Genomic DNA, 25,805 nt, shown 5'->3' with positions numbered 1-25,805 from the left:
AAAAGGAAAGAAATATGGGAAGAACGTCCTTAGAACATGAAGAGTTTTTAAAATCCATAGATGCGTTCCATCTAAGGGTTCTTGCGGAGATTGATTATCCTCAATCCTTATTTAGAGAAGGAAAGATCCAGGATACAATCTGCATTTTTGGATCCGCTAGGATCTTAAGTCCTGAAGAATGTAGAGAGAGGGAAACTAAAAATCTATCTGAATCGGAAAAGAAATTATTCCTAAAACAAAAAGAGATGTCTGTTTATTATGAGGACGCTCGCAAAACCGCCGCCTTAGTCACTTCTTGGGGAAAGGAAATTTCAAAAGAGACCAGAAGAATGGCGGTCTGCACAGGTGGTGGACCTGGTATTATGGAAGCTGCCAACCGAGGGGCCAAAGAAGCAGGTGGCCCAAGCCTTGGTTTGAATATCAGACTTCCATTCGAACAATTCGTGAATCCTTACGTGGACCCTGAAGTGAGCGTTGAATTTCATTATTTTTTCATGAGAAAACTTTGGTTCCTTAGATTAACCATGGGAGTAGTCGCCTTCCCTGGAGGTTTCGGAACTGTGGATGAATTATTCGAGACCTTGACTCTTATTCAAACAGGTAGGAACAACCGCAAGATCCCGGTCATTTTATATGGGACCAAATTCTGGAATGATATATTCAATTTAGAAACTATGAAAGAATATGGACTCATAGATCCAGATGATCTGAATCTAATCACTTATTGTGATACTCCTGAGGATGTTCTGGAAACATTAAAGAAGAAGGTCCCGCTGGATTCGGATTAAGTCGTCCAAAAGGGGAGAAATTTTAGGATTTTTCCCAAATCTTTTTGGTTTCCTTGACATAAGCAACTTATAGAAAATTATGGTCGCAGTATGGCCAGAAAATGTGTTGTGACAGGGAAAGGAACGATATCCGGAAACAATGTTTCCCACTCTCACCTTAAAACCCGTAGATCCTGGAAAATCAACCTAATCAAAAAACGTATCTTCTTAGAAGATGAGAATCGTTGGGTAACCGTTCGTATCTCTACTCGTGCTTTAAGAACCCTTAAAAAGAAAGGGATCAAAGCTGCGATCAAAGATAACGGCGAATCACTAAAAGCACTTGCTCCCAAAAAATACGTCGGAATCCAAAAAAAGGCGATCTAGTCCTTCTTTTTCCCCGACCCCTGAATATGTTTCTCGAATTTACTTCCTTCTCAGGAAGGAATTCGGGGACGTAAATTCTCCTCTCCAATATTCCAAAGACTACGAATTTGCGATCTCGGTAATTCTTTCCGCTCAGTGTACTGACGAAAGAGTAAACCAGGTTACTCCTTTGCTTTTCGCAGAGTTTCCTACATTGGAATCTATTGCTTCTGCTCCTTTGAAGAAGATAGAAAAGTTAATTTATTCTACCGGTTTCTATAAGAATAAGGCAAAGTCAGTCTCCGGTTTTGCAAACCTTCTTCTAAATGAATACGACGGCAAATTGCCTAAGAGTATCAAAGAACTGACCAAACTTCCAGGTATAGGAAGAAAAACTGCAAACGTTGTATTAAATGAGATACATCATATATCCGAAGGATTCGTGGTGGATACTCATGTTAAAAGAATTTCTAAAAAGTTAGGTCTTACCAAACAATCGGATCCTGTAAAAGTGGAGAAGGATCTGATGCAAAATATTCAGCCTGAATATTGGATGGATCTGTCTTTGTATTTTATATTTTTAGGAAGAAAATATTGTAAGGCGCATAAGACATTCTGTGAGACTTGTATTCTCAGAAAAGAATGTCCTTCTTCCACTTCACCGAAAGATTAGAGAGGCCCACATGAGCGTAGAAGTCTTTTTAGATGAAAAAATCCAAGGGATGGAATTAAGCACCCAACATATAGTCATGTCCAGGGATTTAAACCAGCATGGTTTTCTTTTTGGCGGGCAGATGCTTGCATGGATCGACGAAGGTTGTGCAATGTTCGTTATCGAAAAGATCGGATATTCGAATCTTGTTACAGTAACGATGGATAATGTGATCTTTAAAAGCCCTGGATTACTCGGAGAGATCATTCAAATTTTTTCTAAAATTGAAAAAGTAGGAAAAAGTTCTATCACCATCCGAAGTGCAGCCATCGCAAAAAATCAGAAGAAAAAAGAAATAAGAGAGATCATAGATTGTAGAGTGACCTATGTATGTTTGGATGATTCCGGAAAACCATTCCCTTATTTCAGTCAATTTGATCCGGAAGAATTTCTAAGATAATAAAATGGCCGTTCTATTCCCGGTCTCTCCGGAAAAAGCAAACCTTCTTATTTCCAGAATGCGAAAGCTTGGGATCAAAGAATCCGATCTGGAAGAAACTTTTGTAAGAAGTGGAGGAAAGGGGGGACAGAACGTAAACAAGGTTTCGACTGCTGTCCGATTGTTTTATAAAAAAACCGGCCTCGAAATTAAATGTTCCATTCATCGCACCCAAGGTTTAAACAGATACAAGGCCAGAATTCTTCTATGTGATAAAATAGAGGCCGAAATTTTAGAAGCTTCTAAGATAGAAGATCCTAAACTTGCTAAGATCAGAAAGGCTAAGGCGGATAAGGCCAGAAAAGCCAAAAGAAAGGCCGCTTCTAAAACTTTGGCAGGTCTAAAAAGAAAAACCTCTTCTGAAGATTGGGGCGAAGAATATTAAACCATGCCTGAAGTGATCAATCATACTCTGATTGTAGAAAAACTCAAAAACCTGACTGGTTCTCCTGGATGTTATCTCTGGAAGAATTCAGAAGGAGAGGTAATCTATGTAGGCAAGGCCAAAAATTTAGATAAAAGGATCCGTAATTATCTAAAAGAAAAACAGACAGATCTTAAAACTAGATACCTGCAAAAAGAAATTTTTGATCTGGATTGGTTTGCCACTTCCACAGAAAAAGAAGCTTTAATTTTAGAAGCTACTCTGATCAAAAAACATAATCCGCGTTATAATGTCCGTTTAAAGGATGATAAAAAGTACCCATATATATGTGTTTCGCTTTCTGAACCTTATCCAATGGTGTTTATCACACGTAAAATAAAGGATAATGGTGATAGATATTTTGGTCCTTTTACAGATGTAAGAACCACTCGCGAAATTTTAGATGTGATACTTCGAATTTTCCCGATTCGAAAAGTTAGACAAAAACTTCCTCTTCCTAAACCTAAACGTCCTTGTTTAAATTTTCAAATGGGAAGATGTTTGGGCCCCTGCCAAGGAACAGTCCCGGAAGAGGAATATGCTGTTATTGTAAATCAGATCATCCAATTTTTAGAAGGCAAAAAAGAGATCCTGGCAACCGAACTCACCAAACGTATGGATGAGTATTCTGGAAAGATGGAATTCGAGATCGCTGCCAGATATAGAGATATGTTGGGAAGATTACAGATCTTCCGACAAAAACAAACCGTAGTGAGTATGGATGGCGGTGACGAGGATGTAATCGCATTTGCTCGTAAAGAAGACGAAGGACAAGTTGTACTCATGGAAGTTCGAGGAGGACTTTTAGATAATAAAAAGTCTTTTCCTTTGCAAGGTGTGCAGAATTCCACAGAAGAAGAAATATTATCCTCCTTCTTCCGGGATTATTATATGGGAGCAGGAATGATCCCTGCAAGTATAGTAGTTCCTTTCGGTTTAAAAGAAGAAGGAGAGACTGTTCTAGACTTCCTACAAGAGAAAACAGGATTTAGACCTAAATTAAGATTTCCTAAAGCAGGTGAAAAAAAGTCCCTCTTAAAGATCGCAGAAAAAAACGCAGAACTTGGACTTACAGAAAGACTTCTGGCAACTCATTATAAAGACCAAACTGTAGGCTTAAAAGAAATACAAGATATGTTCCAACTCAAGGAACCTCCTCATATTATAGAATGTTATGATATTTCCCATTTCCAAGGATCTTTTCCTGTAGCAAGTGGTGTGATGTTTGTCGAAGGAAAACCATTCAAACAAGGTTATAGAAAATATAATATCAGAGGTTATGAAGGCATTAATGATCCAGGAATGATGCATGAAGTAATCTCCAGAAGATTACAAAGGATCATAAATGAAGATGGTGTGATGCCTGATCTGATCGTAATTGATGGAGGTCCTACACAGCTTGGAAGAGCATGCGAGGCAGCGGTGGAAGCAGGGGCTGCAAATCTTCCGATGGTTGGACTTGCTAAAAAAAGAGAAGAGATCTATTTTCCTGGAGAAACTTCTCCTTATAGCTTTGATATGAATTCGCCTGGAATGAGATTACTTCGTCATCTTAGAGACGAGGCTCACAGATTCGGAGTGGAACATCATCGTTCTAGACGAAATCGTGAAGCTCTAACTGGTCTTATCAGAGAAGTTCCAGATATTGGCTTAAAAAGAAGTAAACTATTACTTAAATCATTTTCAGGACAGAAAAAAATAGAAGATGCAAATATAGCAGAGCTAATGAAAGTCCCAGGCATTGGAGAAGCATTAGCAGAAAAAATTTATACTTATTTTCATACTTCAGCAAACCAAAACAGTGAGACTGGCGGAACCAATATTCCGGAAAATTCCAACTCTAACTCTTAAAATTCGCAAGTAATAAGTTTTTCCCCAGACAAGTAGCTCTGGAGGGGAAAATGCGAACAATACTATTGGCTTTCTGCCTAATCATCTTTTTCATTTCGGCTTCTTGTAAACAGGACTTAGGGGCGGAGTTACTCTGGGAAGATCTAGAAAAATCTATACAATTCCAATATAATCCTAATTTAGCGAAAGATCCAAAACTCATTTCAGATCTTGTCCATGAAGATGGGCGAGCTTGTTTCATCTCAGGAGAAGATCCAAATTTTAAGATCCGGATTTGTATTAGCGAAGATGGAATTTCAGAATTTGCACAAGTTGTTTCGGCATGGAAAGAAGGTACATTAATTCCTGAATTTAGTTCTACACTTTCAGATGATTCTGAATACAAACTAGGAACCTATCCATTTTCTGGGATTAAGAAAAAGGTAGAAGGTTCTAAATTTGCACTGATCGGGGATAGAAAACTTAAATCTTTGAGCACTGATGCTTTGGTTTGGGATAGAGCAAATATAAATCTCAAAAATCATTTTAAAGTTCTTAGCATATTCATATTTTCGAATGGAACTTGCTATTTAGTTCTTTCCCCTTTAGGAGAATCAGAAATTTATCTTGGATTATTCTTTAAAGCACCAAGTTTAGAAAAAGATATCCAGAATCTAATTCAGAGTAAAAACCAAAATGGATTAGACACCTGTGTCTCATCAATTCCGATCATCACTGAAATATTCGGTGAAACGAATTCAAGTATAGGGAGATGGATAGAGATCTATAATCCAAATACATTCCCGATCTGCGAAGAAGGTTTGGAATTTAATTTATTAGGGAACAAGGTTTCCCTTCCAATAACAACTGGCTTTATCTCTCCTTATGAAACTAGGATCTATGCAGAAGATTCTGCTAGTTTAGAAAGGATCTCACTTTCAGGAATCAAATGGGGGGATCTGAAGAAGGTTGGAAAAATTTTACTGGGCCGATTAGATCAGTATCTAGAGTTCAATCTTCCAGGAACAGGTTATCTATTTGGAGAAACGTATTATTCCTGGAAAGGAAAATCATTCTCTAATTGCGAAGCTGCTTCTAAGTTTTGTATGGATCCGGGAGAAAATCGCGACTCTAATATAGAGAGCGAATCTGCTTGTGATCTAAATGATTTTGAATTAGAAGAGTTAAACCCGAATGGATTATTGCATAAGGGAATTCTTCATTCAGATTGGAAATATTTAGATCTGATCTATAATGGAAGCAAAATTTGCGATCCTTCTTCTTTAAGAATTGCTTGGGGTAAAAACCTCTTTCCGATACATATCTCTAAAAGAATTTCTTCGGATGAAATACTTAATATCGGGAATCTTCCTTTTCTGTTGGGGAATTCTTCTTATTCTCTTTCGAATTTTAAATCAGTCACTGCGAATGATATTGTTTCACTCTCGAATTCTTCAGGAAAGGAGAAGGTGCTTTGGGATGGGATCTTTAGAACTTTTAGAGGAATTCCGAATAGGATCGTACTTCAAAAAACGAATGGTGAAACTGTAAGTATTTGTTTTAAGAATGGCCTGGCCATTCTTCATTCTAATTCAGCTGATCCTGCTTTTTCACAATCAGCGATCTACTCCGAAAATCCTAGGACTTCTCCAGCTAGGAAATTTTGTAAAAGATCTGAGATTGAAAGCAAAGCAATATTTTCAGAAGTTTCATGGATGGGTTCCTATCAGGGACCAGATCCGATTTCTAAAGATAGATTTTTGGAGTTCGTATCTGTTACTGAGAATTCTCCTGACTCCGCTTATTTAGAAATTATCCAGGGGAATGGAACAGCGATTTCTATTCTCTTACCTTTGGAGAAAGAAGGTTTAAGCTTACTCTCTTCTGGAAAATCGACATGTTTTCCCGAGATTGAGTTTTGGAAGGATACAAGTTTCAGCCTACCTTCTTCCGGAACAAACATTCTTAAAATTTACGATCCTTACACTGGAAAACTTTGGGATGAGTTCTCTTATAGTTCTGCTGGCCCAGGGGTTAATGATACCAGGAATAAGATTCGAAAATCTGCATATTCTAAAATTGGACCAGCTACGAGGTTTTGGTCTGTAAGTTCTTATGCGGGTAGGCCTTATCGTGATCCTAGTTGTCCTTTGACAGATGCTCATCCTGGATTTCCAGAATAAGAAGGTGGATTATGAAAAAAATCTTCTTCTTATTTATATTTTTATACTCAGAAATTTTATCTTCAGAGGAAGTTCAAAATCCATCCTTGCAAATTTATTTCCAGTGGATCTTATTTAGAACACAAGGAAGGATCTCAGAAGAAAAAGAAAGTTCTAGAATTTCAGCTTTAGCTTCTCCTGCTATTTTTGGTTTTAAATTTGAGAAGACCACGGAGAAGTTTCGAACAGGTCTAGAATGGAATCTGATTACTACAGCAAATTCAGGAACATTCTTCTTACCTGGTAAAAACTCTTATATTGGAGCCTATTACAAAGGATTTTTATTCGGAGCAGGAAGAAGGTTGGATTCCGAAGAATTTCCTGCCTGGTCCTCTTGGAAAGATGGAGTAGAAGGTTTATTTGCGGAAACTGAATTAGATCGGATCAAGATTAGATTCGATGTTTTGGATCTATATAGGGGATTTCCTTTATTAGAAAATCAATGGCTGAAACTACAAGGTAGAGAATTTTTCCTTCCGAAGGAAGCAAGAGATGAATTAATCTCTGAAAAGGATACAGTATTTTCTTCTCAGTCTAGATATAGAGCAGGGATAAGTCTGACTGGAAACAAGGAAGATCTGTTTGTATATAGATTCAGGGTTCGTTATCTTTCTTTGGGAGATTGGGGAAGGTTCGGCTCTGATACAAAAGAATCAAAAACAGAAACAATAGAAGGAGATAGAGATTATTTAGTAGAATGGAGGCTCGGACTTGGGTTTCTTTGGAAATATTTTTATGTTTCCGGCGACTTCTTTTTTTCGCGTGGGATTGATAAAACAGGATATCATCCTTCTCGACCTGAAAGAGCTATACCAATTAGCGGGGAAGCTCTTAGATTTGATTTAGGATTTTATAATACATACGGAAAAATTTCCATTTTTGGTTTTTTACCTGATAGAGAGAAAAGATCATCTCAGGGCGAAGTTTTAGAAATGGGTTTTATAGGAATGGGCGCTTCTCCCATTTCGAATCCGATTTTACAACAAGTCTGGGGATTTTATCCGTCGGCTTGGATCACGGACCAGGGATTGGAAAGAGAAGAAACTAATCTTCCCGGTAAACGTTCAGCAAATCTATTCGGCTGGAAAGCAGAAGGAAATTTTTTCGGAATATCTCCGAGTGTTCATTTTACCTATATCGGATTTCTGAAGGAAGAGAATTCTTCCTCAGGTATTTGGTCCATTTCTTCCAAGAATATGCAAAATAAATTCCTGAGAGAGGCAGGTGTAAGTGTCGCCTGGTCTCCTTTGGAAGATAATTCTGCAAAAATTGAATTAGATCTAGGAGGTTTTGAATCTGACGAGCAAGAAGGACTTAAACAATGGTACATGCTCTTTCGTATAGGAGGAGTTTGGAGATGAAGAAGTTTTGTTTTTTCATGTTCACCATTCTCTGCTTCTTATACTGCGAAAGAACGGAAGAAGATGTCTCTGTTTTTTGGGAAGATGACTTATATCCCAAGGTTTTCTTCTCTTATCCTGGGCGATTTGTTCCTTCCGGCAAGAAGAGAAATGTAAAAGATGAAATCCTAAGGATCATTCGTGAAACGAATAACTCTATCTATATGCATATTTATTCATTCGATGATCCTGAAATAGAAACAGAACTTATCCAAGCAAACAAACGAGGAGTTCGTTTAGAATTCATGGGAGAATGGGGAAAAACATATCCAAGCTCCATTCTACCGTTTCTAAAATATTGGAAAGGAACTGGTTTACAACATACCAAGGTTCTAGTTTCCGATCGTTCTTTGGTGTTTATGGGGACTGGTAATTTTACCTATTACGGTCTGGAGCAAGATCATAACGGCTATTTAGAATTTAAATTGGATCAAAAAGAATGGGACAACTTTCATTCTTTTTTAAAGGAAAAATATCCTTTTCCTGTTTTGCGAATTGGTGGATTAGAATTTTGGAATTCTCCTCAGGAAGGAAATTTGATCCAGAATCGACTTTTGGACTCTGTCCTTTCTTCTCAGCATTCTATTCAATATCTGATCTTTGATCATTATGATCCTATTTTAAGTTCAGGATTTACTAGAACAAATCATGGATCCATCAATGGGATCTATAATCGTCCGGTGGATCCAGAAGGAAATATTTTATCTGGAATTCCTGGGATCGAGATCTCAGAAGATGGAAATGAAGATATTTTGGATGATCTAACGATCGGTAAAGGCGGGCTTCTTCATCATAAGACTATGATCTTAGATGATCTAGAAATTCTAACTGGATCTTATAATTATTCTTTGAGCGCAAGGGATTCTAATCGAGAGATTCTAATTAGAATAAAGGATTCTCGAATTGCCAAAGAATTCAAAGAAGAGTGGGAGAATATACGGAACAAATCTAAACGTGTAGATGTGTTAGGATCAAATTTGCCGCTAAATATCAATAATACTTATAGTTACGATCCTTGGAACGATCAGATTTGCAGATCTCAAACTCAATCAGAGGATATATTTTTAGAGATTGGATTTGTTTGGTTTCGCTGGAATAATTTCTATAGGTGGAAAGAAGAATCTTGCAAATCCGTTGCAGACTATGAATCAATTAGCTCTCGTTATTTCGCAGGTAAAAGTGAATTTCCAAAGTTGGAAGCAGAAAGCCTTGGGATCCAATCATTTTCTAGATCAGGTAAATTAGAATTTTCACTTCCTAAATCAGATCTGATGGAAGAATTTCATTCTGCGATTTTGAAACCTTCTGTTTTCTTAAGACCTTCTCAATTTTTAGAAATAGAAGGAGCCTGGATTTTTCCAAATGATTCTGAACTTAATAACCTTCTCTCCCAAAATTCTCCTGTGCAAGTTTGGATCTTAGAAAGAGGGAAACTCCCTAAAAAAGTCGGTATAGAATTGGAAGAAGAAGTGTATTATCTTTCAGAGAGCATTCTATCGAATTCTGGCGTTCTGATGCTTGAATATGATAACTTTGGGTTGTATTTTTGTTATAAGTCAGTTAATTATAATCTAAACTGGCCAGATCAGATCTTATTTGCAGCTTACAATTTCAGAGGAAATTCTGGTTTTCCAGATCGATATTCTAAATCCGATCTGGAATTTTTCGCAGAACAAGGACTTCCAAATCAAAGAAGAAAAAACTTATGCGTTATCTCTCTTTGAGATTAGAACTTCTCCTTTTACGAAAAGTCCTAGTAAGATCCAGAATAGGATAACCACTTCGTCATCTTGGAAATAGCATTGGAATAAACCCGAAACAAAAAATCCGATCAACCCATAAAAGAATATTAGCACCTGAAAATCTTGTTTAGATTGAAAAAGGAAAGCTATTAGAATTGCGCCTAAACCTAAATAGATCAAAGCAGCTGGGATCCCAAATACGGAAGCCAGATGGAAATAGTCGTTATGAGCATGTCCTCTTTGTGTGACTTCATAAAAATAGGAGAGTTCAGAATATTCTTCTGAATGAGAAATTCTTACCTTTTCTATCTCTTTATTATAATTTCCGGGACCAACTCCTATGATTGGATGTTCTTGGATGAGTGGAAAACTGGAATCCCATATGAATGTTCTTCCGGAATCAGTATGTTTTTCTTTTCCGAAAAGTGGACCTATAACCTTCTTTCCAGCAGGACTGAAAGCCAGAACAAGTCCTATCAAAAATAAAAGTCCTAAAAAGAGGGAAGCACCCTTAATCAAAAAGGATTTTGAAAATTCTTTTCTGATAAAAAATAAATGCGCACTTGCAAAGAAGATACTTACTCCAGCACCGATCATACTGGATCTTGCCTGATTCAATAAGAACACTAGGCAATATAAAAAGAGAAGAAGTCCTGCGATCAGGATTTTTTTCTTATCTCCTTGGATTAGAGTTCTTAGAAATCCGAAGACTGCAAAAGCAGAGAAAAATTGTAATAAACCTCCAAAGGTTAAATGAGTATTCATCAAACCTATGGAGATATAAAGAGGAATGGAAGAAAGCGAGCCTAATGGATGAGTGAATCTATAACTGCTGGAAGTCTTGTATAGATCGCTTATAAGCCTCGAAAGTCTGACTGGAGTAAAACCGCCTGCGACTCCTGTGAATACAAGGAGTAAAAAAAGCCAAAAGAGTGCTCTGTATACCTTTGGCAAATCCTCCTTTGTAGTAAATCCTACAGACAGAAATCCAAAAAATAGGAAGAAGTCTTTGAGTTCTCCGTTCCAGGCAACCTTTGCATACCCGGGAGAATTATCCGAAACAAGGTGGATTAGAAATACGATCCCGTACCAGAGAAAAAGGGAAAGTGAAATTTTAGAAACTGGATGATTTGGTAGGATCTCCTTCCAATTTCCTGATTTCAGTTGCTCCGCAAGTCCGAAAAAAAAGGAAAGCACCAGAAATCCCTGGCTGAGACTGACCGAAATTCCTATGGAAGGAAGGGTTGCGAGTAAACAGAATAGATATGCCTTTTTTAAAAACTCTTTCATCTGGTTTCTGGAAATAATCTCACTCATCTATTCTTTGTAAATTCGATTATTTTTCGCATAGATTTCTGTAATGGAGTGGCAAAATCTATATTATGGAGGAGATTGGTTCCGCATTAGGAACCTAGATGAAGATTCTTTATTTTTCGGACACCTTTTTACCCAAAATAGACGGGGTCGCTATTTCAATGAGAAATTTTGCGGAAGCCCTCGCCGAAAGAGGACATGAATTTTTGATTTGTTGTCCACGTTATGGAGAAGGTGACTTTGATCGAATGGGAGATCATATTCGTTTAGAAAGATTTAGAAGCGGATATCTACCAAGCTACCCTGATATTAAGGTGGTTTTGCCTTCTCCTTCTAAAATTAAAAAAGCAATCAAGGAATTCCAACCTGATCTAGTACATATTCATACTCCTGGGCTTATGGGAGTCTATGGGATCAACGCAACTGAAAAATACGGGATCCCAAGTATCGGAACTTATCATACTTTGATGTCTGAACAGGACATGTATCTTTCCTTTTACCGACTTCTTAAACTAGACAAACTTTTTATGAGAATTGGAAAGTTGAATAAGAAGATCAAAACTAAAGATCTAGTTAAGTTTGAAAAATTAGACAAGTTCAATATTCGCAAAAAGATCATTTTGAAAATTACGAATAATTTATACGATCGTTGCGATCTGATCATTTCTCCTTCTCATTTGATCAAAAAGCAATTAGAAGAGTTTGGATTAAAAAAACCTGTAGCTGTTATCTCCAATGGTCTGGATCTTTCCCAGTTTAAAGGAAGTCCTAAAACTCTTTCTGAAAGTCCTAAACTTTTGCATGTTGGCAGGATCTCCTACGAGAAAAATTGTGATGTGATCATTAATTCTTTCAAATTGATCGTTGAAAAGGTCCCATCAGCAACTTTGACAATTATCGGAGATGGACCTGCTTTGGCTTCTCTTAAGGTTCAGGCCCAGAAACTTGGAATAGACCAAGCGATAACTTTTACAGGTTTTATAGATAGGGCCGAACTTCCGAACCATTATCCGAATTACGATCTATTCTTGACTGCTTCTACTATGGAAACACAGGGACTTGTAATTTTAGAATCTGTGGCTTGTGGACTTCCTGCGGTAGGTGTGGATTCATTTGCGATCCCGGAACTCGTTCATGATGGTGTGAATGGATTTATCGCAAAACCATTTGATGTAAAAGATATTGCAGAGAAAACAGTTCGGATTCTAGAAGATCCAACAATGTATGCTGAGTTCTCCAAGGAATCCTTAAAAATTTCCCAAAACCACGAGATGAAAGCTTGTGTGGATAGAATGGAAGAAGTATATAAATCTGTTGCGGATCAAAAGAATAAGAAGAAGAAAAGATCTATATTAAATACGATCTTTTCATTGGATCCTTTCGGGATCTTAGGCTGATCAGAAAAGTGTATTAATATTCTTGATGACGTTGATCCGTTTGATTACGTCTTCCGGAGTAATTCTTTCCATACAGGCAAAGTCTTTTCGATAACATGTGGTATTTCCGTAAATACTACATGGCCTACAAGGTAGATCGTCTATTTGTAAAACTCCAGTATCTTCCTGACCGAAAGGTGCGAATCCAGAAAGTGGGTGAGTGGTCCCGAATAGTGCTATGACAGGGCGTTTAAGAAGTGCTGCGATATGGATATTGGAAGAATCCATTCCGATGATCACATCCATTCTTTCCATGATACCCAATTCACCTCGTATTCCAAGTTTACCACCGGAAACGATTGTCATGGATTGGTCCCCATTTCTCCATTCTTCCATTTGAACTGCTTCTTGGGAGGAACCAAATAAGAAAATTCTAATATTAGGAAATTCTTCTTTGAGTAGTTTGAGTAATTCTAGGCTTTTTTCTAAAGGCCATTCTTTCAGCTTATGGCCAGCAAAAGGTGCATAACCTACCCAGAGTCCTTCTTTTTTATCTATTTTTCTAGCGAGGAGGAAGTCTTTTGCATAAATTTTGGAGTCAGGATCCACATTGATCCAAGGACCTTTGCGAACTGTTGCAGGAAATCCTGCTTTTTCAAAAACTTTAAGATATCGATCTACAGTATGAGGAAGTTTGCGCAAAACCTTTCTGGTCTTACGTATCTGGCGCATTTTTTCTCTTCTTCCTTTGATGATCCGAAAGGCCGAAATCCCTCTGATCCAAAAGAAAAAACTGATAAAGCGAGATCTAACGCTAGAGTGCAGGTCTACGATCTTTTCGTAAGGACCTAGTTTATTCAATTCCTTGAATAAACGATATAAGCCAGAGAGCCCTTTGTACTTTTTAAGATTGATCCCGATTACATGAACGTTCGGGATATTATAAAAGAAGGGAGCATAGTTCCCTCTTGTAACAACAGTGAGTTGTATATTCGGATACTTGGCGGCTACGGCGATCAATGCCGGAGCCATCAAGGCGACATCTCCCATCGCTGAGAATCTTAGCACCAAAAGATTCATGCTTGTTTTGTATATAAGGATGGGTTCAGATTTTTGTCGTTATACATTTTCATCTGCCTATACACCTTATAGAATTTATCTCCTTTAGATAAATCGTCCAGAAGTTCATCTAGACATTTAGAAAGATCTGTCCTCTGCTCAAGCAAAACATTCAGTTTGTTTTGGCAGGTTTGGATATGTTCCGGGCTCACGTCCTTTCTTTCCGTTTGCTCTTTCATATGATAAATTTTGAGTTCCAGGATGCTCATCCTGTCAATCAGCCAAGCAGGGGTTTCAGAGTTCATTCTGGCGTTTGGCTTTCTTTCCACAGACTTGTACATCGCAGAGACCTGGTCGTCAATCTGCTCAACAAGGTCTGTCCTTTCCTGGTTCAAAGCGTCTATTTTTCTTTTAAACTGGACAAGTTCCTTATCAGGGAGGTCAGGCCTTCTGATCTCGTCTTCCACATGCCATTGGATAGTATCTATCTGGTTTTTTTGGTAAAATAGGAATTCAAGGGAGGACCCGGGGAATGGATTCGGGGAAAGAGCTTCCTCTTTATGCCAGTCCGTGACAGAATTTTTGAATATCTCAACCACTTTGGCCGATTCTAACTTCATCGGAGCTAGAATTTACGCGATAGACCAAAAATCAAGAGGATTTCCGTTTGTCGGTCCGTCGGCTAATACCAGAGTAAGATCTAGTTCCGCTTTACAAAATAAATTTCCCCGATTAGGATTTTGCCCGCATGAAAAAAATAGTACCTCCGGAAGCGTTGCAATTTTTAGCGTCCATCCCCTTGTTCAAGGGTCTCCCGAGAAAATTACTAGTCTTACTCTATGGCCATATAGAAGAGCGGAACGTTCACAATCATACAGTCATTTATTATAAGGGGGAGATCTCCAAGGAACTTTACATAATCCGACATGGAGAAGTAATGATGACCTTGGGAGAGGCTGGCAAAACAGTTCGTTATTTGGGAGAAGGTGACGTATTCGCTGAAAATAGCGTTCTTACAAGAACAGCTCACACTGGTTCTGCAACTGCAATTCTGGATACATTATTATATGTTTTAGATGGAGAATATTTCCTCAAACTAGCCGCCAAAGAAAGGGTTCTTTCTCAAAACCTAATGAGACTGATGGGAATGAGAATGAGAGAGGTGATGGAAGATTCTTCTAGCCAAATACATTCTCCAAGAAGGCTTGTATGCCATATACCTATTGAAGAAGTAGAGGATTTTAAAGTCCATCTAGAGTCCATCGTAGATAACGGTAGGAAGTCCCACGAAGGCCATGTTTCTCTCTTAAGAATGGATACATTCAAAGGAAAATCAGTTTCTGAGATGATCAGAACAATCGCTCAATTGAGAAAGAAGTCTTCTATACTACATCTCTATTTTAAAAATCCAGAAATCCAACCTGAGCTGGATAAACTTGTACAACAATGTGATCAGATCGTTTTCTGGGAAGAAAAACCGGAAAGAAATTTAAAACAGAAAAATGAGATCTTAGGCTATTGGGAACCAAGGATACGAAATTTTTCAGGAAGGACTTCCCGCATTATTGTTTCTGAAAACGGATTAAGAAAACATGAAGAATCCGCGAACCAAAAGATATTTTATAAGGGAGAAACATTCGCCAGATATTTGGTTTCAAGAACCAGAGGACTTGCACTTGGTGGAGGAGGAGCAAGAGCACTTGCCCATGTAGGCCTTTTAAAAGTTTTAGAAAGGGAAGGGATCCGTTTTGATTTTGTAAGCGGTTCTTCCTTCGGTGCAGTGATCGGAGCTTTATATGCAAGAGGAGAAAGCACTGATTCCATCTTCAAAATGATCGGTAAGTTTTTTGGAGGAATAGAAAAACCATTCGATCCTACTATTCCGCTCATCTCATTCTTTAAAGGAAAAAGAATGCTTCGAATGTTAAAAGATGCATTTGGGACCCAATTAATAGAAGATCTAAAAATCCCATTCGCAACTTCTGCAGTGGATCTTCACAGCGGACAAGAATATGTAATGGACCAAGGACCTGTCTGGGAAGCACTTGCTGCAGCAATGAGTTTACCTGGTATGTTTCCTCCTGTTTTCAAAGGTGATCATCTTTTGATAGATGGGGGAGTGATCAATAATGTTCCAGAAAACTTGATCAGAAGAAAAGGTGCGGATGTGATCTTATCCGTAAACGTTTCCCCTTTGAGAGATGAGGGGATCGTCAGGCTTTTAGAAGATAGAAAGGTAACTGGGAAATCATTTTTCAAAAATCTTTGGGAAGATATTACTTATCCTCCAATTCTGAAGATCATGGCAAGAGCGATCACATTAGAGGGAAGAGAGATCACAAAACTGAGAAAAGAAAAAATGGATCTTTTTATCAATTTGCATATTGAAGAATTCGCATTTACTGATTTCGGAAAATACAAAGAAATCATTAAGAAGGGAGAATTAGAAACGGAAGCCGCAATCGGTGATATCCGTAAATTATTCTTCCCCGCGGAAAAATAGTCAGAGATAACTTAGGATCTTTTCCTGGAGTCTATCTGAATGTTTTCTCCAGGAAAGTTTCCATTCTTCACTTCCTTTTGGTCCTACTTTGTTCGTAAGAGCGAATATTGTCCCGAAAGGAATATTAAATAGATGGCATACTTTTGCGAGACCGAAGGCTTCCATATTTTCGAAAGCCAAACCTTCTCCCTTAATCCTTTCTAATGCGCGTGGGCTTAAATCTTCAAGGGTGACTGAGCCAGTTCCATTAGTTGCGGATTCTACAAAATCGTTCCCTTCGAATGGAAATTGTAAATCTGGGAATTCTAACTTAAAAGTCATACTTTCTGGAAGTCTGATCTTTTTGTCTAAAAATGCGATTTGGTAATTTGCGAATACTTTTGAAATTCCGAATTTACCTTCCCAATCTTTTCGAGGTATCCAGTTATAAACGCCTGCGGAGCCTATCCCCAGAATCGCTTTGGGTTTCCAGTTAGAAGGATCTGATAGATATTTTTGGAGATTGATTGCGGCTTCCAATTCTCCAATACCTGCTTCGAAGGTATGGATACTCGGATTCGATTTGAGTTTGTCGATTTCTCCCGCGAAAGCCGAGCAGAAAAGGATATCCTGGATTTTAAGGTCGCTCATCTGATTAAAGAAAGATCGTTTTTATCAGATCGGCATAGAGTTCTGCAACCTTATTTCTTTTCACTTTCATGGTTTCGGTGAGTTCTTTTCCTTTTTCGAATTCCTTGTCTAAAAGGCGAAACTCACTGATTTTTTCGAAATTTTTAAATCCGTTCTTTTCTGAGATCGTGTTCTTGATCAGATCCTTGTAAAACTTCAGTACTTTTGGGTCTTTGGCCAGGGTGGAATTGTCATTAGAGAGACTAATCCCTTGGGAGGAAAAATGATCTCTGATTTTGCCAAAGTCCGGAACGATCAATACTGCTAAAAACTTTTGATCCTGGCCTATAACTACCGCTGTTAGCACCCAGCCAGTTTCTAAAATTTTTCCTTCGATTGGTTCTGGCTCCACATTCTCTCCGGAAGAAAGAACGATCGTATCCTTTGCTCTACCCGCAAATTTTAATTCGCCTGTTTTGGTCCAAACGAATAAGTCACCTGAGTTAAACCATCCATCTGAAAAATTTACTTGAGTGAGTTCAGCATTTTTATAATAGCCTGCAGTTACATGTGGCCCCTTATGCCATGCGATGCCTTTGTCTCCAGGTTTGGAAACTACAACATTCTGCTCATTGACTAATTTGATATGTGCTCCAGGAAACACAGGTCCTATAGATCCTGTTTTTGGGATCGGAAAACTTCCTAATGCTCCCATTCCAGTAGTCTCAGTCATTCCGTAAGTTTCTATAATAGGAACTCCCATAGAACGAAAGAAAAATTGGATCTTAGGAGGCATTGCTCCAGCACCACAAAATGCAAACTTAAGTTGTCCACCGAATAGAGCTCTAACAGGTGCGAGCACTTTCTGAGCCACAATATTTAAAGAATAGAATACAGGAAGAAGAAGGGTAGCCACGAATGTGTCAGTCAATTTCTCTTCTTTATTTGATTCTTCTGTTTCTGAATAATTTCCAGTGACAGTATCTAACAAAGAATTGTAAGTTTCTGCAATCCGAACTGCAGTTTTGAAAATAGCAAGTTTTGCAGGAGAAGATTTAGAAACCTTATCCCAGATCCTACGATACAATGCTTCCCAAACTCTGGGGACAGAAACAAGAACTGTAGGTTTGATGATCTCAAAGTCACGCGTAAGTTGAGAAACATTAGAGCAGGCGAGTGAGGCTCCCCAGGAAAGAAGTGCAGTTTCTAAAATCCTTTCTGCAATATGCCAAGGAGGTAGGAAAACTACCACTCTATCAGAATAATTTGCAGGCACAAATTGTTGTAACTGATCAATCGTCCAGGTAAAGGATCTATGTTTTAAAACTACACCTTTAGGAACTCCAGTGGTCCCGGAAGTATAGATAATTGTTGCAATATCGTTTTCAGTTAAAGATTCACCGATAGAATGTAAAAGATTTTTTCCTTTTTTTTCGACCCAGGCTCTTCCGTGAGCGATCGCAGTTTCCAGATCTATAAATTCAATTTTAGGATAAGCAGCTTTCAATTTTGCCAAAGATGCAAAATTCTCTTCCGACTCTATGAGTATTACAGTTTCTAGATGTTTTAATCTGTTTAGAATATTTCCTAATTTAACTAGGACCTGTTCTTTTTCAATAAATGTGATCTTGGATTCAGTGTGATCTAAAATATAAAAAATCTCTTCTTCACTTGCGTCACATCCTCTTGGAACATCCGCTCCACCCGAACACATTACTGAGAAGGAGCATAATGCCCATTCTGTTCTATTATCACAGAATAAGCCTACCTTATCACCTTTGTTTACATTTTTCTGCCTGAAAAATCCGGAGAGATTTTCCAGATTTAAAAACCATTCAGAATAGGAGATCCCTGAGAATGATTTTAATTTTTCATCCCAGATCCATTGGAAAGGCCTGTCTTTGTAATGAATACAAGAGTCCCTGACTAGATGATAGATGCTTCTTTTTTCCATAGGGAATTAAGAGAGTAAACCCAGAGTTTCTGACTCGTTCAACATTAAATTTATATTTTGTAACGCCTGGCTAGCTGCTCCCTTCATGAGATTGTCCAAAGCAGAAACGATTGTGATATTTTTTCCTCTCTGTCTGAGGCTTATATCCAAGAAGTTTGTATGTTGCACTTTCGCCAGATCAATCTCTTCTGGAGTTTTTCTGATCCGAATAAATGGTTCTAATTTAGAATTTTCGATCAGTGTATCTAAGAAAGGTAGATTTTCTGAATTTGCTTCCAGATAGATCGTAGATAGAATTCCTCTATATACTGGAAGTAAATGAGGTACAAATAAAATTTCAGGTTCGGAAAGTCCTGATCCAGCAAAACAATATTCTTGGATTTCTGGTTCATGTTGGTGGCTTAAAATTTTATAAGCTCTGAAGTTTTCGTACACACCATTGAAGGAATATCCACCGTCTTCTACTCTTCCGCCAGCGCCGCTAATCCCTGATTTACAATCTGCTATAATCCTCGGTTTAATTTCCTTTCTGAGATTTCCCAAAAGATACAGAGCCAATATCACTGAAGTGGAGAAGCAGCCGGGATTGGAAACAAAGTCAGCGCCCTTCAATTGATTTCTGAAAATTTCCGGAATACCGAATACAGCTTTTGCAGTTAAATGAAAGCTAGTATGTTTTAATTTATAATTCGTTTCGAATTTTTCTTGGTTATGAAGACGATATACTCCGGAAAGATCGATTACCTTATGACCTTTGTCTAAAAATTTAGGAGCTAACTCTAAGGCAGCATCGTTTGGAACTGCAAGAACCACGAGTGAACCTTTTGGAAGTTCCTCTTCGTGTTTTTTAAAGATTAGATCTTTGGGAGAAACTAAATCCGGAAAAACTTCTGAAAGAGATTTGCCTGCAAGTTTATCGCTAGTAACATGCACAGCCTTGTATTTTGGATGGCGGGCGAGTAATCCTAATAATTCTTTTCCTGTAAATCCGCCTGCTCCGATGATGCTGATCTCTGACATGTATCTTCCTTATGACTAGCGTTTGAAACAATTCTAAAAATCGGGATTAGGCTTGGAATAAAAAAACGCCGGATGAGTTCTCATCCGGCGGTCAATGGTTTCTAAAAAGAAAGCCAGTAGTAATTAGCCTGCTGCTTTTTGGACTTCTTCAGACGGCGGAGCAGGTGGTAGTTTACCGTCAGGTGCTAAAGGGGGTAATCCATTTAGATCTCTTACCATATTTTCTACTTGGAAGGCGATCTCTGGATTTGATTTCAGAAATTCTTTAGCGGCTTCTTTTCCTTGGCCTATCTTTTCCGTGTTATAGGAATACCAGGCCCCGGATTTGCTAATAATGTCGTGTTTTACCCCTAAGTCAACGAGAGAACTTTCTCGGCTGATTCCGGTGTTAAAGATTATGTCGAATTCCGCCTGACGGAAAGGTGGTGCCATTTTGTTTTTTACAACTTTTACACGTACCCTGTTACCGGTGGCTTCTTCCTTCTCTTTAAGTGTTTCAATCTTACGGATGTCTAAACGAACCGTACTATAAAACTTTAATGCGTTTCCACCAGTGGTAGTTTCAGGAGAACCGAACATAACACCGATCTTCATACGGATCTGGTTGATGAAGATAACGACAGTTTTTGACTTAGAAATGGTTCCAGTCAGTTTGCGAAGTGCTTGGGACATAAGTCTCGCTTGCAGACCCATATGAGAATCTCCCATATCTCCTTCGATCTCCGCCTTAGGAACTAATGCAGCAACTGAGTCTAAGACCACGATATCAATTGCGTTACTTCGGACTAAAGATTCACAAATTTCTAATGCTTCTTCTCCGTTGTCTGGTTGAGAAACGAGTAGTTCCTCTAAGTTTACTCCTAACTTTTTAGCATAAGCGGGATCCAGTGCGTGCTCTGCGTCTATAAACGCTGCAACTCCGCCTCTTTTCTGGCATTCTGCGATTGCTGAAAGTGTAAGAGTGGTCTTACCGGAAGATTCCGGACCGTAGATCTCTACAATCCTTCCTAATGGATAACCGCCAATTCCAAGTGCGATATCCAGATCTAAGGATCCTGTAGGAATAACAGGGGCAACTACGCTTGCAGATGCTGATCCTAAGCGCATAATGGAGCCCTTACCGAATTGTTTTTCGATTTGGGTCATTGCCTGGTCTATGGCCTGGCGCTTGGAATCATCCAAACCCTGTGCTTCTTCTTTTTGCTTTTTCATGGACTCTTTAGCTCCTTCTCTTGCCAAGACCCGGTTCCCCCTCAGATAAAACTGCGTGTACTTTTTTAATGGGAATCAATCTTTTCTAATACGAAGGATACTCTTAGTCCCGGACAAATTCCAGGTCAGATCTAAAAAACCTTCAGATTCCCTTTAGAAAAGTTTCTAATGAAATCACTCTTATGTCACCCAAAAAATTGGATCAAGGGCGAAAAAAGTGCAAATATTTGTATAGTAAATATGATTGTAGTAAAATGGACCCGGAAAAACAAGGCCTAATCGGACAAAAGTCCCTTCTCGGCCTTCTCTTTATCCTCTAAAAACGAGACTTCTGCCTTTTGGCTTCTACGAGTTTGTTCTATAAGGAATCTCCAGAACCTTCCAGCATATAATATAAATATAATGAATGAGGAGAATACTAAAAGTATTTTAGAGAGAAGTAATATATAAAATGGAGCCAGGTTTTGATTTGGAAAATAAAACAGCTCTGTTTTGTTTTCGGAGAAGTTTTTCGCGTGTCCTCCATTCTTTTTATTTTCATCAAAGAGTGTCCTGACTTCCCTGATGTCCAGATCCTTGATAGGAAACTCTTGTGCTGTTTTGTGTAATAAAAGTGCTCCTGATTCAGAGAAGAGTAGAAAGCTTCCTTGTAGTTTCAATTCTCCCCATTTAGGTAAAGGGCGATAGGGAAGATTACGGAATATGTATCTAATTGAAACGGGACCAGTCTCGAATTCGTAATAAGAATCTGGGAAATTCCCCTTATTATAGAATAGGGTCTCCCATTCTTTTCCTGTAAATTTGATCTGAACTCCTTCAAACCTTTCCAAACTTTGCAGGTCTTTTCTTAGTTTATCAAGTCCTGGCTTTTGGTTTTGTCTTCTGTCAGGTTTTAGATCGTTTTTTAGGAACAATTCTAAACTTTGTTCAGAATCCTTTTTCAACTCTGTAATATATTCAGAACTTATATTACGGACTATCCTTTCTTCCTCTAAAATCGGATGTCCGGACCATTCTAAAAACGAGTTTAATAACTCTTCCGAGGATTTTTCGGAAGCTATAAGGCTTAAGGGATAGGAGAGAAAGAAAAGCAAAAAGAAGAATCGGAAAACCTTTGACATAGGCGGCTTTTATCCTGTAATACTCAAACCATAATCGAAAACCCAAAACTGAAAAGCTTTAAAAAATATATGAGCCTGTTAGAACTACATAAAATACAAACCACCAAATCTTCCTGGCAAGACTTTGTGGAATATAGCATCCAAACTCCTTTTTATACCGAAACAAAGGCCAAAACCCAGTCTTTGGTAGAGGCGATACAACTCACTTTATTCCATGATTATCTCTCCACTTTTTCAGCGGAAGAGAAGTCTGAATTCCTATCTTCTCCGGATGCATTCCAAGCATCTGCCGAAAAGTTCGTGAATATATTAGAAGGTGTGCGTTATTCCCAAGACGGTTATAATCAAAAGGAAAGATCCCTATTTTTAGGAATGTTAAAGTCTCTCTTAAAAGAGTATAAGGTAGATGAAAACGGAGAAAGAAAGGATCTGGAAAGATACCATTTCTATAGATGTATTATCCGTTTTTGTTCTGATAAGGATTATATTTTTAGGGTGTACGAAAAATATAAATCTTATCTTTCTCAGGGCAGCGGGGTGTAATGGCCCAAAAAACATTAGTAGTATCTCCAGATTGTCCCATTTGCGCAGTGTTGCGTGGGGCAAAGATACCAGGTTTAATTCACCAAAATTCTTCTTTTATCATTCGTCATGCACCTGAAGATAAAAAAATCCCAGGTTATCTGTATATAGAACCAATTTCCCATAGAGAAAAATATTCTGACTGGGACCCTAAAGAGTTCAAGGATTTAGGAGAGACACTTAAATTCGCAACTAATTGGATAGAGAAAAAATATTCTCCGCCTAAAATTTATACAGTCTTAGTTGCAGAAAAAGTAGCTCATATGCATTTTCATTTGGTTCCTAGATACGAAGAGATCAAAGGACCTGAGTATATTCGATTAGCATTAGAAGGTTTGGCCTCGGCTCCGGTCGGGATACCATTCCCAAAATTCGAATGATCCTTTTTCCTTCCATTATTATCAAAAAATTTCTGTCTAAAGTAAAAGGTTATGAATCAATCTAATATAGAAACCCTGATCGACGCAGGTAAAAAAAGAAAAGCGGACTTTGTAGAAATTTATGAAGAAGAATCCAGAAATTCTTCTATCTCTCTCAGAGACCAAAAAATAGAACAATCACTTGCAGCAACTGATTATGGGATCGGGATTCGATTGGTATATGGGACCGATGTTTTGTATGCTTATACAAGTAACGATGACCAACAACATTTACTTTCTTTAATACAATTACTCGCCGATTCTCGCGGAGAAGTGGCAAATGGTTCTGGGACATTCACTCTTCCGGGAGATGTAGCTAAATATTCTTTTTCTAAAAATATTCATGATCCTAGAAAAGTTCCCCCATTTAGAAGGTTGGAACTTCTACAAACGGCAGATACAATCGCTCGAAAAGTTTCTTCTAAGATCATACAAGTAGGTGTAAGCGCTTCTGATATAGTAACAAATGTATTGATCGCAAACTCAGAAGGACTATGGGTAGAAGATCTTCGGGTCAGAAGTAGATTTTTTCTCTCTGTAACTGCGGAGAATAAAGGAGAAAGATTCGTAGCAAGTGAATCTCCAGGCGCTCTAAAAGGATTCGAATTTTTCGAAGGACTCGCTGTAGAAGATATAGCACGAAAAGCTGGCGAAAGAGCTCTCTTCATGTTGGACGCAGGTTATATAGAAGGCAAAAAAATGCCTGTGGTCATGGGCAATGGTTTCGGCGGAGTAATTTTCCATGAAGCATGTGGTCATCCTTTGGAAACTGAGGCTATTCGCAAAAAGTCTTCTCCATTTGTAGGAAAACTAGGAGAGTCAATCGCACAATCCTGCCTTACAGCATATGATGATGGCACTATTGAAGAACAATATGGTTCTTTGAAGGTGGACGATGAGGGAATGCCTACTCAAAAAACTCTTCTGATAGAAAACGGAATTTTAAAAGCATATTTAGCTGATAGGATCGGATCTATGGAAACAGGATCCGCTAGAACCGGAAGCGGAAGAAGAGAATCCTACCAATATGCACCAGTTTCCAGAATGAGAAACACTTATATTGAAGCTGGAAAAGATTCTTTGGATGAGATGTTTGCATCCGTAGATTTTGGACTTTATGCAAAAAGAATGGGTGGTGGTTCGGTAAACCCAGCCACTGGAGAATTTAATTTTGCGGTAGAAGAAGGATATGTTATCCGAAATGGAAAGATCTCAGAACCTGTAAGAGGAGCCACTCTGATTGGCAAAGGTCATGAAATTCTTCCTAAAATTTCAATGGTTGGAAAAGACTTAGAATTGGCTGCAGGAACCTGCGGTGCTTCTTCCGGATCTATCCCAGTAACTGTAGGACAACCATCGCTTAAAGTGGATGAGATCCTAGTGGGAGGAAGATAATGGATTTGGAACAAGCTGCCGGATTCGTACTCGAAGAAGGAAAACGTTATGGAATCGATTCCTTTGACCTGATCGCCACTGACTCAGAAGATATCGGAATAGAAGTATTTAAAGGAAGAATTGTTTCCACAGAAACTTCTCGCTCTAGAGGAGTTGGCATCCGAGTTCTGAATAATTCCCGCCCAGGATATTCTTATAGCGAACGTTTTAGCAAAGAAGCTCTTTCCCAAATGGTAAGAGATGCAATGGACCAAACAGAGATCACTGATCCTTTGGACATGGAACTTCCTGAGCCAAAACCATTGGCAGAAGTGGATCTAAAACATTATAATCCTGCATTAGAAAAATTGGATTTTGCATGGATGAGAGAGCAGGGACTTGCACTAGACCATGCTTCTTGGGAATCAGATAAAAGAGTAGAGAATGTTCCTCATGTAGGTGTAGGAAAAAGTTCCACCCAAAGTTTGATCGCAAATTCAAAAGGTGTATTTGTTAAAAAAGAATCCAATGTTGCTTACCTTGGAACAGGTCTTGTCGTCGCCGAAGGTGATATCAAGAAGATGGGAAGTTATTACCGCTCCGGCAGGGATATTTCCCAATTCGATCCATCTTATATCGCAAAGGAAGCTGCTTATCGAGGAACTGAACTTTTAGGAGCGAAACCTCTTCCGAGCGGTGTGTATACGATCGTTTTAGGAAATCGTATCAGTCCTCAGATATTCGGAATGTTCTCTTCTCCTTATTTTGCAGATGCAGTTCAAAAAGGATCTTCTCGTTTAGTTGGAAAATTAGGCAACGAGGTGGCTTCTACTGCATTAAGTATTTATTGTGAAGCTCATACTCCTGATTATCCAGGTTCTCGTTTGGTAGACGCAGAAGGAATTCCAACATCTGCACGTACCATGGTTTTGGAAAATGGTATTCTTAAATCTTATTTGTATAATTTAGAATCTGCCAAAAAGGATAATGTTTTGCCTACGGGTCACGGAGTACGTTCTTATTCAGGAAGAGCGGGAACTTCTTTTTCTAATATGATCGTTCCTCTGGGAAATAAGACAAGAGATGAATTATTAGCGTCCGATTCTCATTGTATTTTGGTAACTAAGTTGGAAGGTGGGGCAGGTTGTAGTGCAGTTTCCGGAGAAATTTCCATCGGGGTCCAAGGGATCTATTATAAAAATGGAAAACCGGAACACGCAGTGGATCGTATCACGATGAATACAAACTATTTCGATCTACTCCATAAGATCCAAGGGATTTCCAACGAATATTCTGACAGTTATTCTTCTATCAAGGTCCCTGATATTTTGATCTCAGAAATTCATATAGCAGGTTGATC

The 25,805-nt window shown here is 38.5% G+C and carries 23 protein-coding genes; 15 read left to right on the top strand and 8 right to left on the bottom strand.

What is annotated here, in order from left to right; genetic code table 11:
- Positions 1-14: 14 nt before the first annotated feature.
- The 9 genes from EHQ52_RS00940 (at position 15) to EHQ52_RS00900 (ending at position 9,884) form a co-directional block, all read left to right on the top strand.
- Positions 15-788 (top strand): LOG family protein, encoded by a 774-nt coding sequence (locus EHQ52_RS00940; protein ID WP_135613414.1) that lies wholly within the window; start codon positions 15-17, stop codon positions 786-788.
- Between the two features lie 90 nt (positions 789-878).
- Positions 879-1,154 (top strand): 50S ribosomal protein L28, encoded by a 276-nt coding sequence (rpmB, locus tag EHQ52_RS00935; RefSeq protein ID WP_100705946.1) that lies wholly within the window; start codon positions 879-881, stop codon positions 1,152-1,154.
- Positions 1,111-1,806, top strand: coding sequence for an endonuclease III domain-containing protein (locus EHQ52_RS00930; protein ID WP_135613413.1), 696 nt, complete (start codon positions 1,111-1,113; stop codon positions 1,804-1,806). The genes rpmB and EHQ52_RS00930 overlap by 44 nt, the downstream gene beginning before the upstream one ends.
- Positions 1,807-1,816: 10 nt before the next feature.
- Positions 1,817-2,245, top strand: coding sequence for an acyl-CoA thioesterase (locus tag EHQ52_RS00925; RefSeq protein ID WP_135613412.1), 429 nt, complete (start codon positions 1,817-1,819; stop codon positions 2,243-2,245).
- A 4-nt stretch (positions 2,246-2,249) separates the two neighbouring features.
- On the top strand, positions 2,250-2,669 hold the full coding sequence (locus EHQ52_RS00920; protein ID WP_135613411.1) for a peptide chain release factor family protein: 420 nt from the start codon (positions 2,250-2,252) through the stop codon (positions 2,667-2,669).
- Positions 2,670-2,672: 3 nt separating this feature from the next.
- Positions 2,673-4,559, top strand: coding sequence for an excinuclease ABC subunit UvrC (uvrC, locus tag EHQ52_RS00915; protein ID WP_135613410.1), 1,887 nt, complete (start codon positions 2,673-2,675; stop codon positions 4,557-4,559).
- 50 nt (positions 4,560-4,609) lie between these two features.
- A complete protein-coding gene (locus EHQ52_RS00910; RefSeq protein ID WP_135613409.1) occupies positions 4,610-6,721 on the top strand; it encodes an LIC11755 family lipoprotein in 2,112 nt (703 codons plus the stop codon).
- An 11-nt stretch (positions 6,722-6,732) separates the two neighbouring features.
- On the top strand, positions 6,733-8,121 hold the full coding sequence (locus EHQ52_RS00905; RefSeq protein WP_135613408.1) for an LA_2168 family protein: 1,389 nt from the start codon (positions 6,733-6,735) through the stop codon (positions 8,119-8,121).
- Positions 8,118-9,884 (top strand): phospholipase D-like domain-containing protein, encoded by a 1,767-nt coding sequence (locus tag EHQ52_RS00900; RefSeq protein ID WP_135613407.1) that lies wholly within the window; start codon positions 8,118-8,120, stop codon positions 9,882-9,884. The genes EHQ52_RS00905 and EHQ52_RS00900 overlap by 4 nt, the downstream gene beginning before the upstream one ends.
- Here EHQ52_RS00900 and EHQ52_RS00895 read toward each other — a convergent pair.
- The gene (locus tag EHQ52_RS00895) at positions 9,864-11,192 is read right to left on the bottom strand and encodes an O-antigen ligase family protein (protein WP_167492167.1); all 1,329 of its coding nucleotides are present in this window, start codon (positions 11,190-11,192) and stop codon (positions 9,864-9,866) included. The genes EHQ52_RS00900 and EHQ52_RS00895 overlap by 21 nt on opposite strands.
- Before the next feature lie 125 nt (positions 11,193-11,317).
- Between EHQ52_RS00895 and EHQ52_RS00890 the strand changes: the two genes are divergently transcribed.
- Positions 11,318-12,613: a glycosyltransferase gene (locus tag EHQ52_RS00890; protein WP_135613405.1), complete on the top strand. Its 1,296-nt coding sequence runs from the start codon at positions 11,318-11,320 to the stop codon at positions 12,611-12,613.
- Here EHQ52_RS00890 and EHQ52_RS00885 read toward each other — a convergent pair whose 3' ends face one another.
- Entirely contained in the window at positions 12,614-13,672 is a 1,059-nt protein-coding gene (locus EHQ52_RS00885; RefSeq protein WP_135613404.1) for a glycosyltransferase family 9 protein, read from the bottom strand.
- Positions 13,669-14,271: a DUF4254 domain-containing protein gene (locus EHQ52_RS00880; protein ID WP_135613403.1), complete on the bottom strand. Its 603-nt coding sequence runs from the start codon at positions 14,269-14,271 to the stop codon at positions 13,669-13,671. Before EHQ52_RS00880 ends, EHQ52_RS00885 begins: the two co-directional genes overlap by 4 nt.
- Before the next feature lie 128 nt (positions 14,272-14,399).
- Between EHQ52_RS00880 and EHQ52_RS00875 the strand changes: the two genes are divergently transcribed.
- A complete protein-coding gene (locus tag EHQ52_RS00875; RefSeq protein ID WP_135613402.1) occupies positions 14,400-16,154 on the top strand; it encodes a patatin-like phospholipase family protein in 1,755 nt (584 codons plus the stop codon).
- Here EHQ52_RS00875 and EHQ52_RS00870 read toward each other — a convergent pair whose 3' ends face one another.
- The 5 genes from EHQ52_RS00870 to EHQ52_RS00850 all read right to left on the bottom strand — a co-directional run bounded on the left by EHQ52_RS00870 (position 16,155) and on the right by EHQ52_RS00850 (position 22,070).
- Positions 16,155-16,784: a phosphorylase gene (locus tag EHQ52_RS00870; RefSeq protein WP_135613401.1), complete on the bottom strand. Its 630-nt coding sequence runs from the start codon at positions 16,782-16,784 to the stop codon at positions 16,155-16,157. It abuts the gene before it with no gap.
- A 4-nt stretch (positions 16,785-16,788) separates the two neighbouring features.
- On the bottom strand, positions 16,789-18,717 hold the full coding sequence (locus EHQ52_RS00865; protein WP_135613400.1) for an AMP-binding protein: 1,929 nt from the start codon (positions 18,715-18,717) through the stop codon (positions 16,789-16,791).
- A 6-nt stretch (positions 18,718-18,723) separates the two neighbouring features.
- Entirely contained in the window at positions 18,724-19,737 is a 1,014-nt protein-coding gene (gene argC / locus EHQ52_RS00860; protein WP_135613399.1) for an N-acetyl-gamma-glutamyl-phosphate reductase, read from the bottom strand.
- 123 nt (positions 19,738-19,860) lie between these two features.
- Complete coding sequence (gene recA, locus EHQ52_RS00855; RefSeq protein WP_135613398.1) at positions 19,861-20,949, bottom strand: recombinase RecA; 1,089 nt, start codon at positions 20,947-20,949, stop codon at positions 19,861-19,863.
- A 275-nt stretch (positions 20,950-21,224) separates the two neighbouring features.
- A complete protein-coding gene (locus tag EHQ52_RS00850) occupies positions 21,225-22,070 on the bottom strand; it encodes a hypothetical protein (protein ID WP_135613397.1) in 846 nt (281 codons plus the stop codon).
- 69 nt (positions 22,071-22,139) lie between these two features.
- Here EHQ52_RS00850 and EHQ52_RS00845 point away from each other — a divergent pair, with 69 nt between their 5' ends.
- From EHQ52_RS00845 to EHQ52_RS00830, 4 genes are read left to right on the top strand one after another with little or no spacing between them, the layout of a single operon-like run.
- Positions 22,140-22,613, top strand: a complete 474-nt coding sequence (locus EHQ52_RS00845) for a hypothetical protein (protein ID WP_135613396.1) — start codon at positions 22,140-22,142, stop codon at positions 22,611-22,613.
- Positions 22,613-23,032 carry an HIT family protein gene (locus EHQ52_RS00840; protein ID WP_135613395.1) on the top strand — a complete coding sequence of 140 codons (420 nt, stop codon included), beginning with the start codon at positions 22,613-22,615 and terminating at the stop codon, positions 23,030-23,032. Before EHQ52_RS00845 ends, EHQ52_RS00840 begins: the two co-directional genes overlap by 1 nt.
- A 51-nt stretch (positions 23,033-23,083) precedes the next feature.
- Complete coding sequence (locus EHQ52_RS00835) at positions 23,084-24,466, top strand: TldD/PmbA family protein (protein ID WP_135613394.1); 1,383 nt, start codon at positions 23,084-23,086, stop codon at positions 24,464-24,466.
- Positions 24,466-25,803 (top strand): TldD/PmbA family protein, encoded by a 1,338-nt coding sequence (locus tag EHQ52_RS00830; RefSeq protein WP_135613393.1) that lies wholly within the window; start codon positions 24,466-24,468, stop codon positions 25,801-25,803. Before EHQ52_RS00835 ends, EHQ52_RS00830 begins: the two co-directional genes overlap by 1 nt.
- Positions 25,804-25,805: the final 2 nt, after the last annotated feature.

It is taken from the genome of Leptospira koniambonensis (genome assembly GCF_004769555.1).
Taxonomy (GTDB): Bacteria; Spirochaetota; Leptospiria; order Leptospirales; family Leptospiraceae; genus Leptospira_B; species Leptospira_B koniambonensis.
Note: the sequence above shows the minus strand (reverse complement) of the source record. Positions and strands in the feature narration are given on the sequence as shown.

Bases quoted from the DNA above. Each gene is read 5' to 3' on its own strand.
- EHQ52_RS00940 (WP_135613414.1), top strand. From the start codon at position 15: ATGGGAAGAACGTCCTTAGAACATGAAGAGTTTTTAAAATCCATAGAT.
- rpmB (WP_100705946.1), top strand. From the start codon at position 879: ATGGCCAGAAAATGTGTTGTGACAGGGAAAGGAACGATATCCGGAAAC.
- EHQ52_RS00925 (WP_135613412.1), top strand. From the start codon at position 1,817: ATGAGCGTAGAAGTCTTTTTAGATGAAAAAATCCAAGGGATGGAATTA.
- EHQ52_RS00920 (WP_135613411.1), top strand. From the start codon at position 2,250: ATGGCCGTTCTATTCCCGGTCTCTCCGGAAAAAGCAAACCTTCTTATT.
- uvrC (WP_135613410.1), top strand. From the start codon at position 2,673: ATGCCTGAAGTGATCAATCATACTCTGATTGTAGAAAAACTCAAAAAC.
- EHQ52_RS00910 (WP_135613409.1), top strand. From the start codon at position 4,610: ATGCGAACAATACTATTGGCTTTCTGCCTAATCATCTTTTTCATTTCG.
- EHQ52_RS00905 (WP_135613408.1), top strand. From the start codon at position 6,733: ATGAAAAAAATCTTCTTCTTATTTATATTTTTATACTCAGAAATTTTA.
- EHQ52_RS00900 (WP_135613407.1), top strand. From the start codon at position 8,118: ATGAAGAAGTTTTGTTTTTTCATGTTCACCATTCTCTGCTTCTTATAC.
- EHQ52_RS00895 (WP_167492167.1), bottom strand. From the start codon at position 11,192: ATGAAAGAGTTTTTAAAAAAGGCATATCTATTCTGTTTACTCGCAACC.
- EHQ52_RS00890 (WP_135613405.1), top strand. From the start codon at position 11,318: ATGAAGATTCTTTATTTTTCGGACACCTTTTTACCCAAAATAGACGGG.
- EHQ52_RS00885 (WP_135613404.1), bottom strand. From the start codon at position 13,672: ATGAATCTTTTGGTGCTAAGATTCTCAGCGATGGGAGATGTCGCCTTG.
- EHQ52_RS00880 (WP_135613403.1), bottom strand. From the start codon at position 14,271: ATGAAGTTAGAATCGGCCAAAGTGGTTGAGATATTCAAAAATTCTGTC.
- EHQ52_RS00875 (WP_135613402.1), top strand. From the start codon at position 14,400: ATGAAAAAAATAGTACCTCCGGAAGCGTTGCAATTTTTAGCGTCCATC.
- EHQ52_RS00870 (WP_135613401.1), bottom strand. From the start codon at position 16,784: ATGAGCGACCTTAAAATCCAGGATATCCTTTTCTGCTCGGCTTTCGCG.
- EHQ52_RS00865 (WP_135613400.1), bottom strand. From the start codon at position 18,717: ATGGAAAAAAGAAGCATCTATCATCTAGTCAGGGACTCTTGTATTCAT.
- argC (WP_135613399.1), bottom strand. From the start codon at position 19,737: ATGTCAGAGATCAGCATCATCGGAGCAGGCGGATTTACAGGAAAAGAA.
- recA (WP_135613398.1), bottom strand. From the start codon at position 20,949: ATGAAAAAGCAAAAAGAAGAAGCACAGGGTTTGGATGATTCCAAGCGC.
- EHQ52_RS00850 (WP_135613397.1), bottom strand. From the start codon at position 22,070: ATGTCAAAGGTTTTCCGATTCTTCTTTTTGCTTTTCTTTCTCTCCTAT.
- EHQ52_RS00845 (WP_135613396.1), top strand. From the start codon at position 22,140: ATGAGCCTGTTAGAACTACATAAAATACAAACCACCAAATCTTCCTGG.
- EHQ52_RS00840 (WP_135613395.1), top strand. From the start codon at position 22,613: ATGGCCCAAAAAACATTAGTAGTATCTCCAGATTGTCCCATTTGCGCA.
- EHQ52_RS00835 (WP_135613394.1), top strand. From the start codon at position 23,084: ATGAATCAATCTAATATAGAAACCCTGATCGACGCAGGTAAAAAAAGA.
- EHQ52_RS00830 (WP_135613393.1), top strand. From the start codon at position 24,466: ATGGATTTGGAACAAGCTGCCGGATTCGTACTCGAAGAAGGAAAACGT.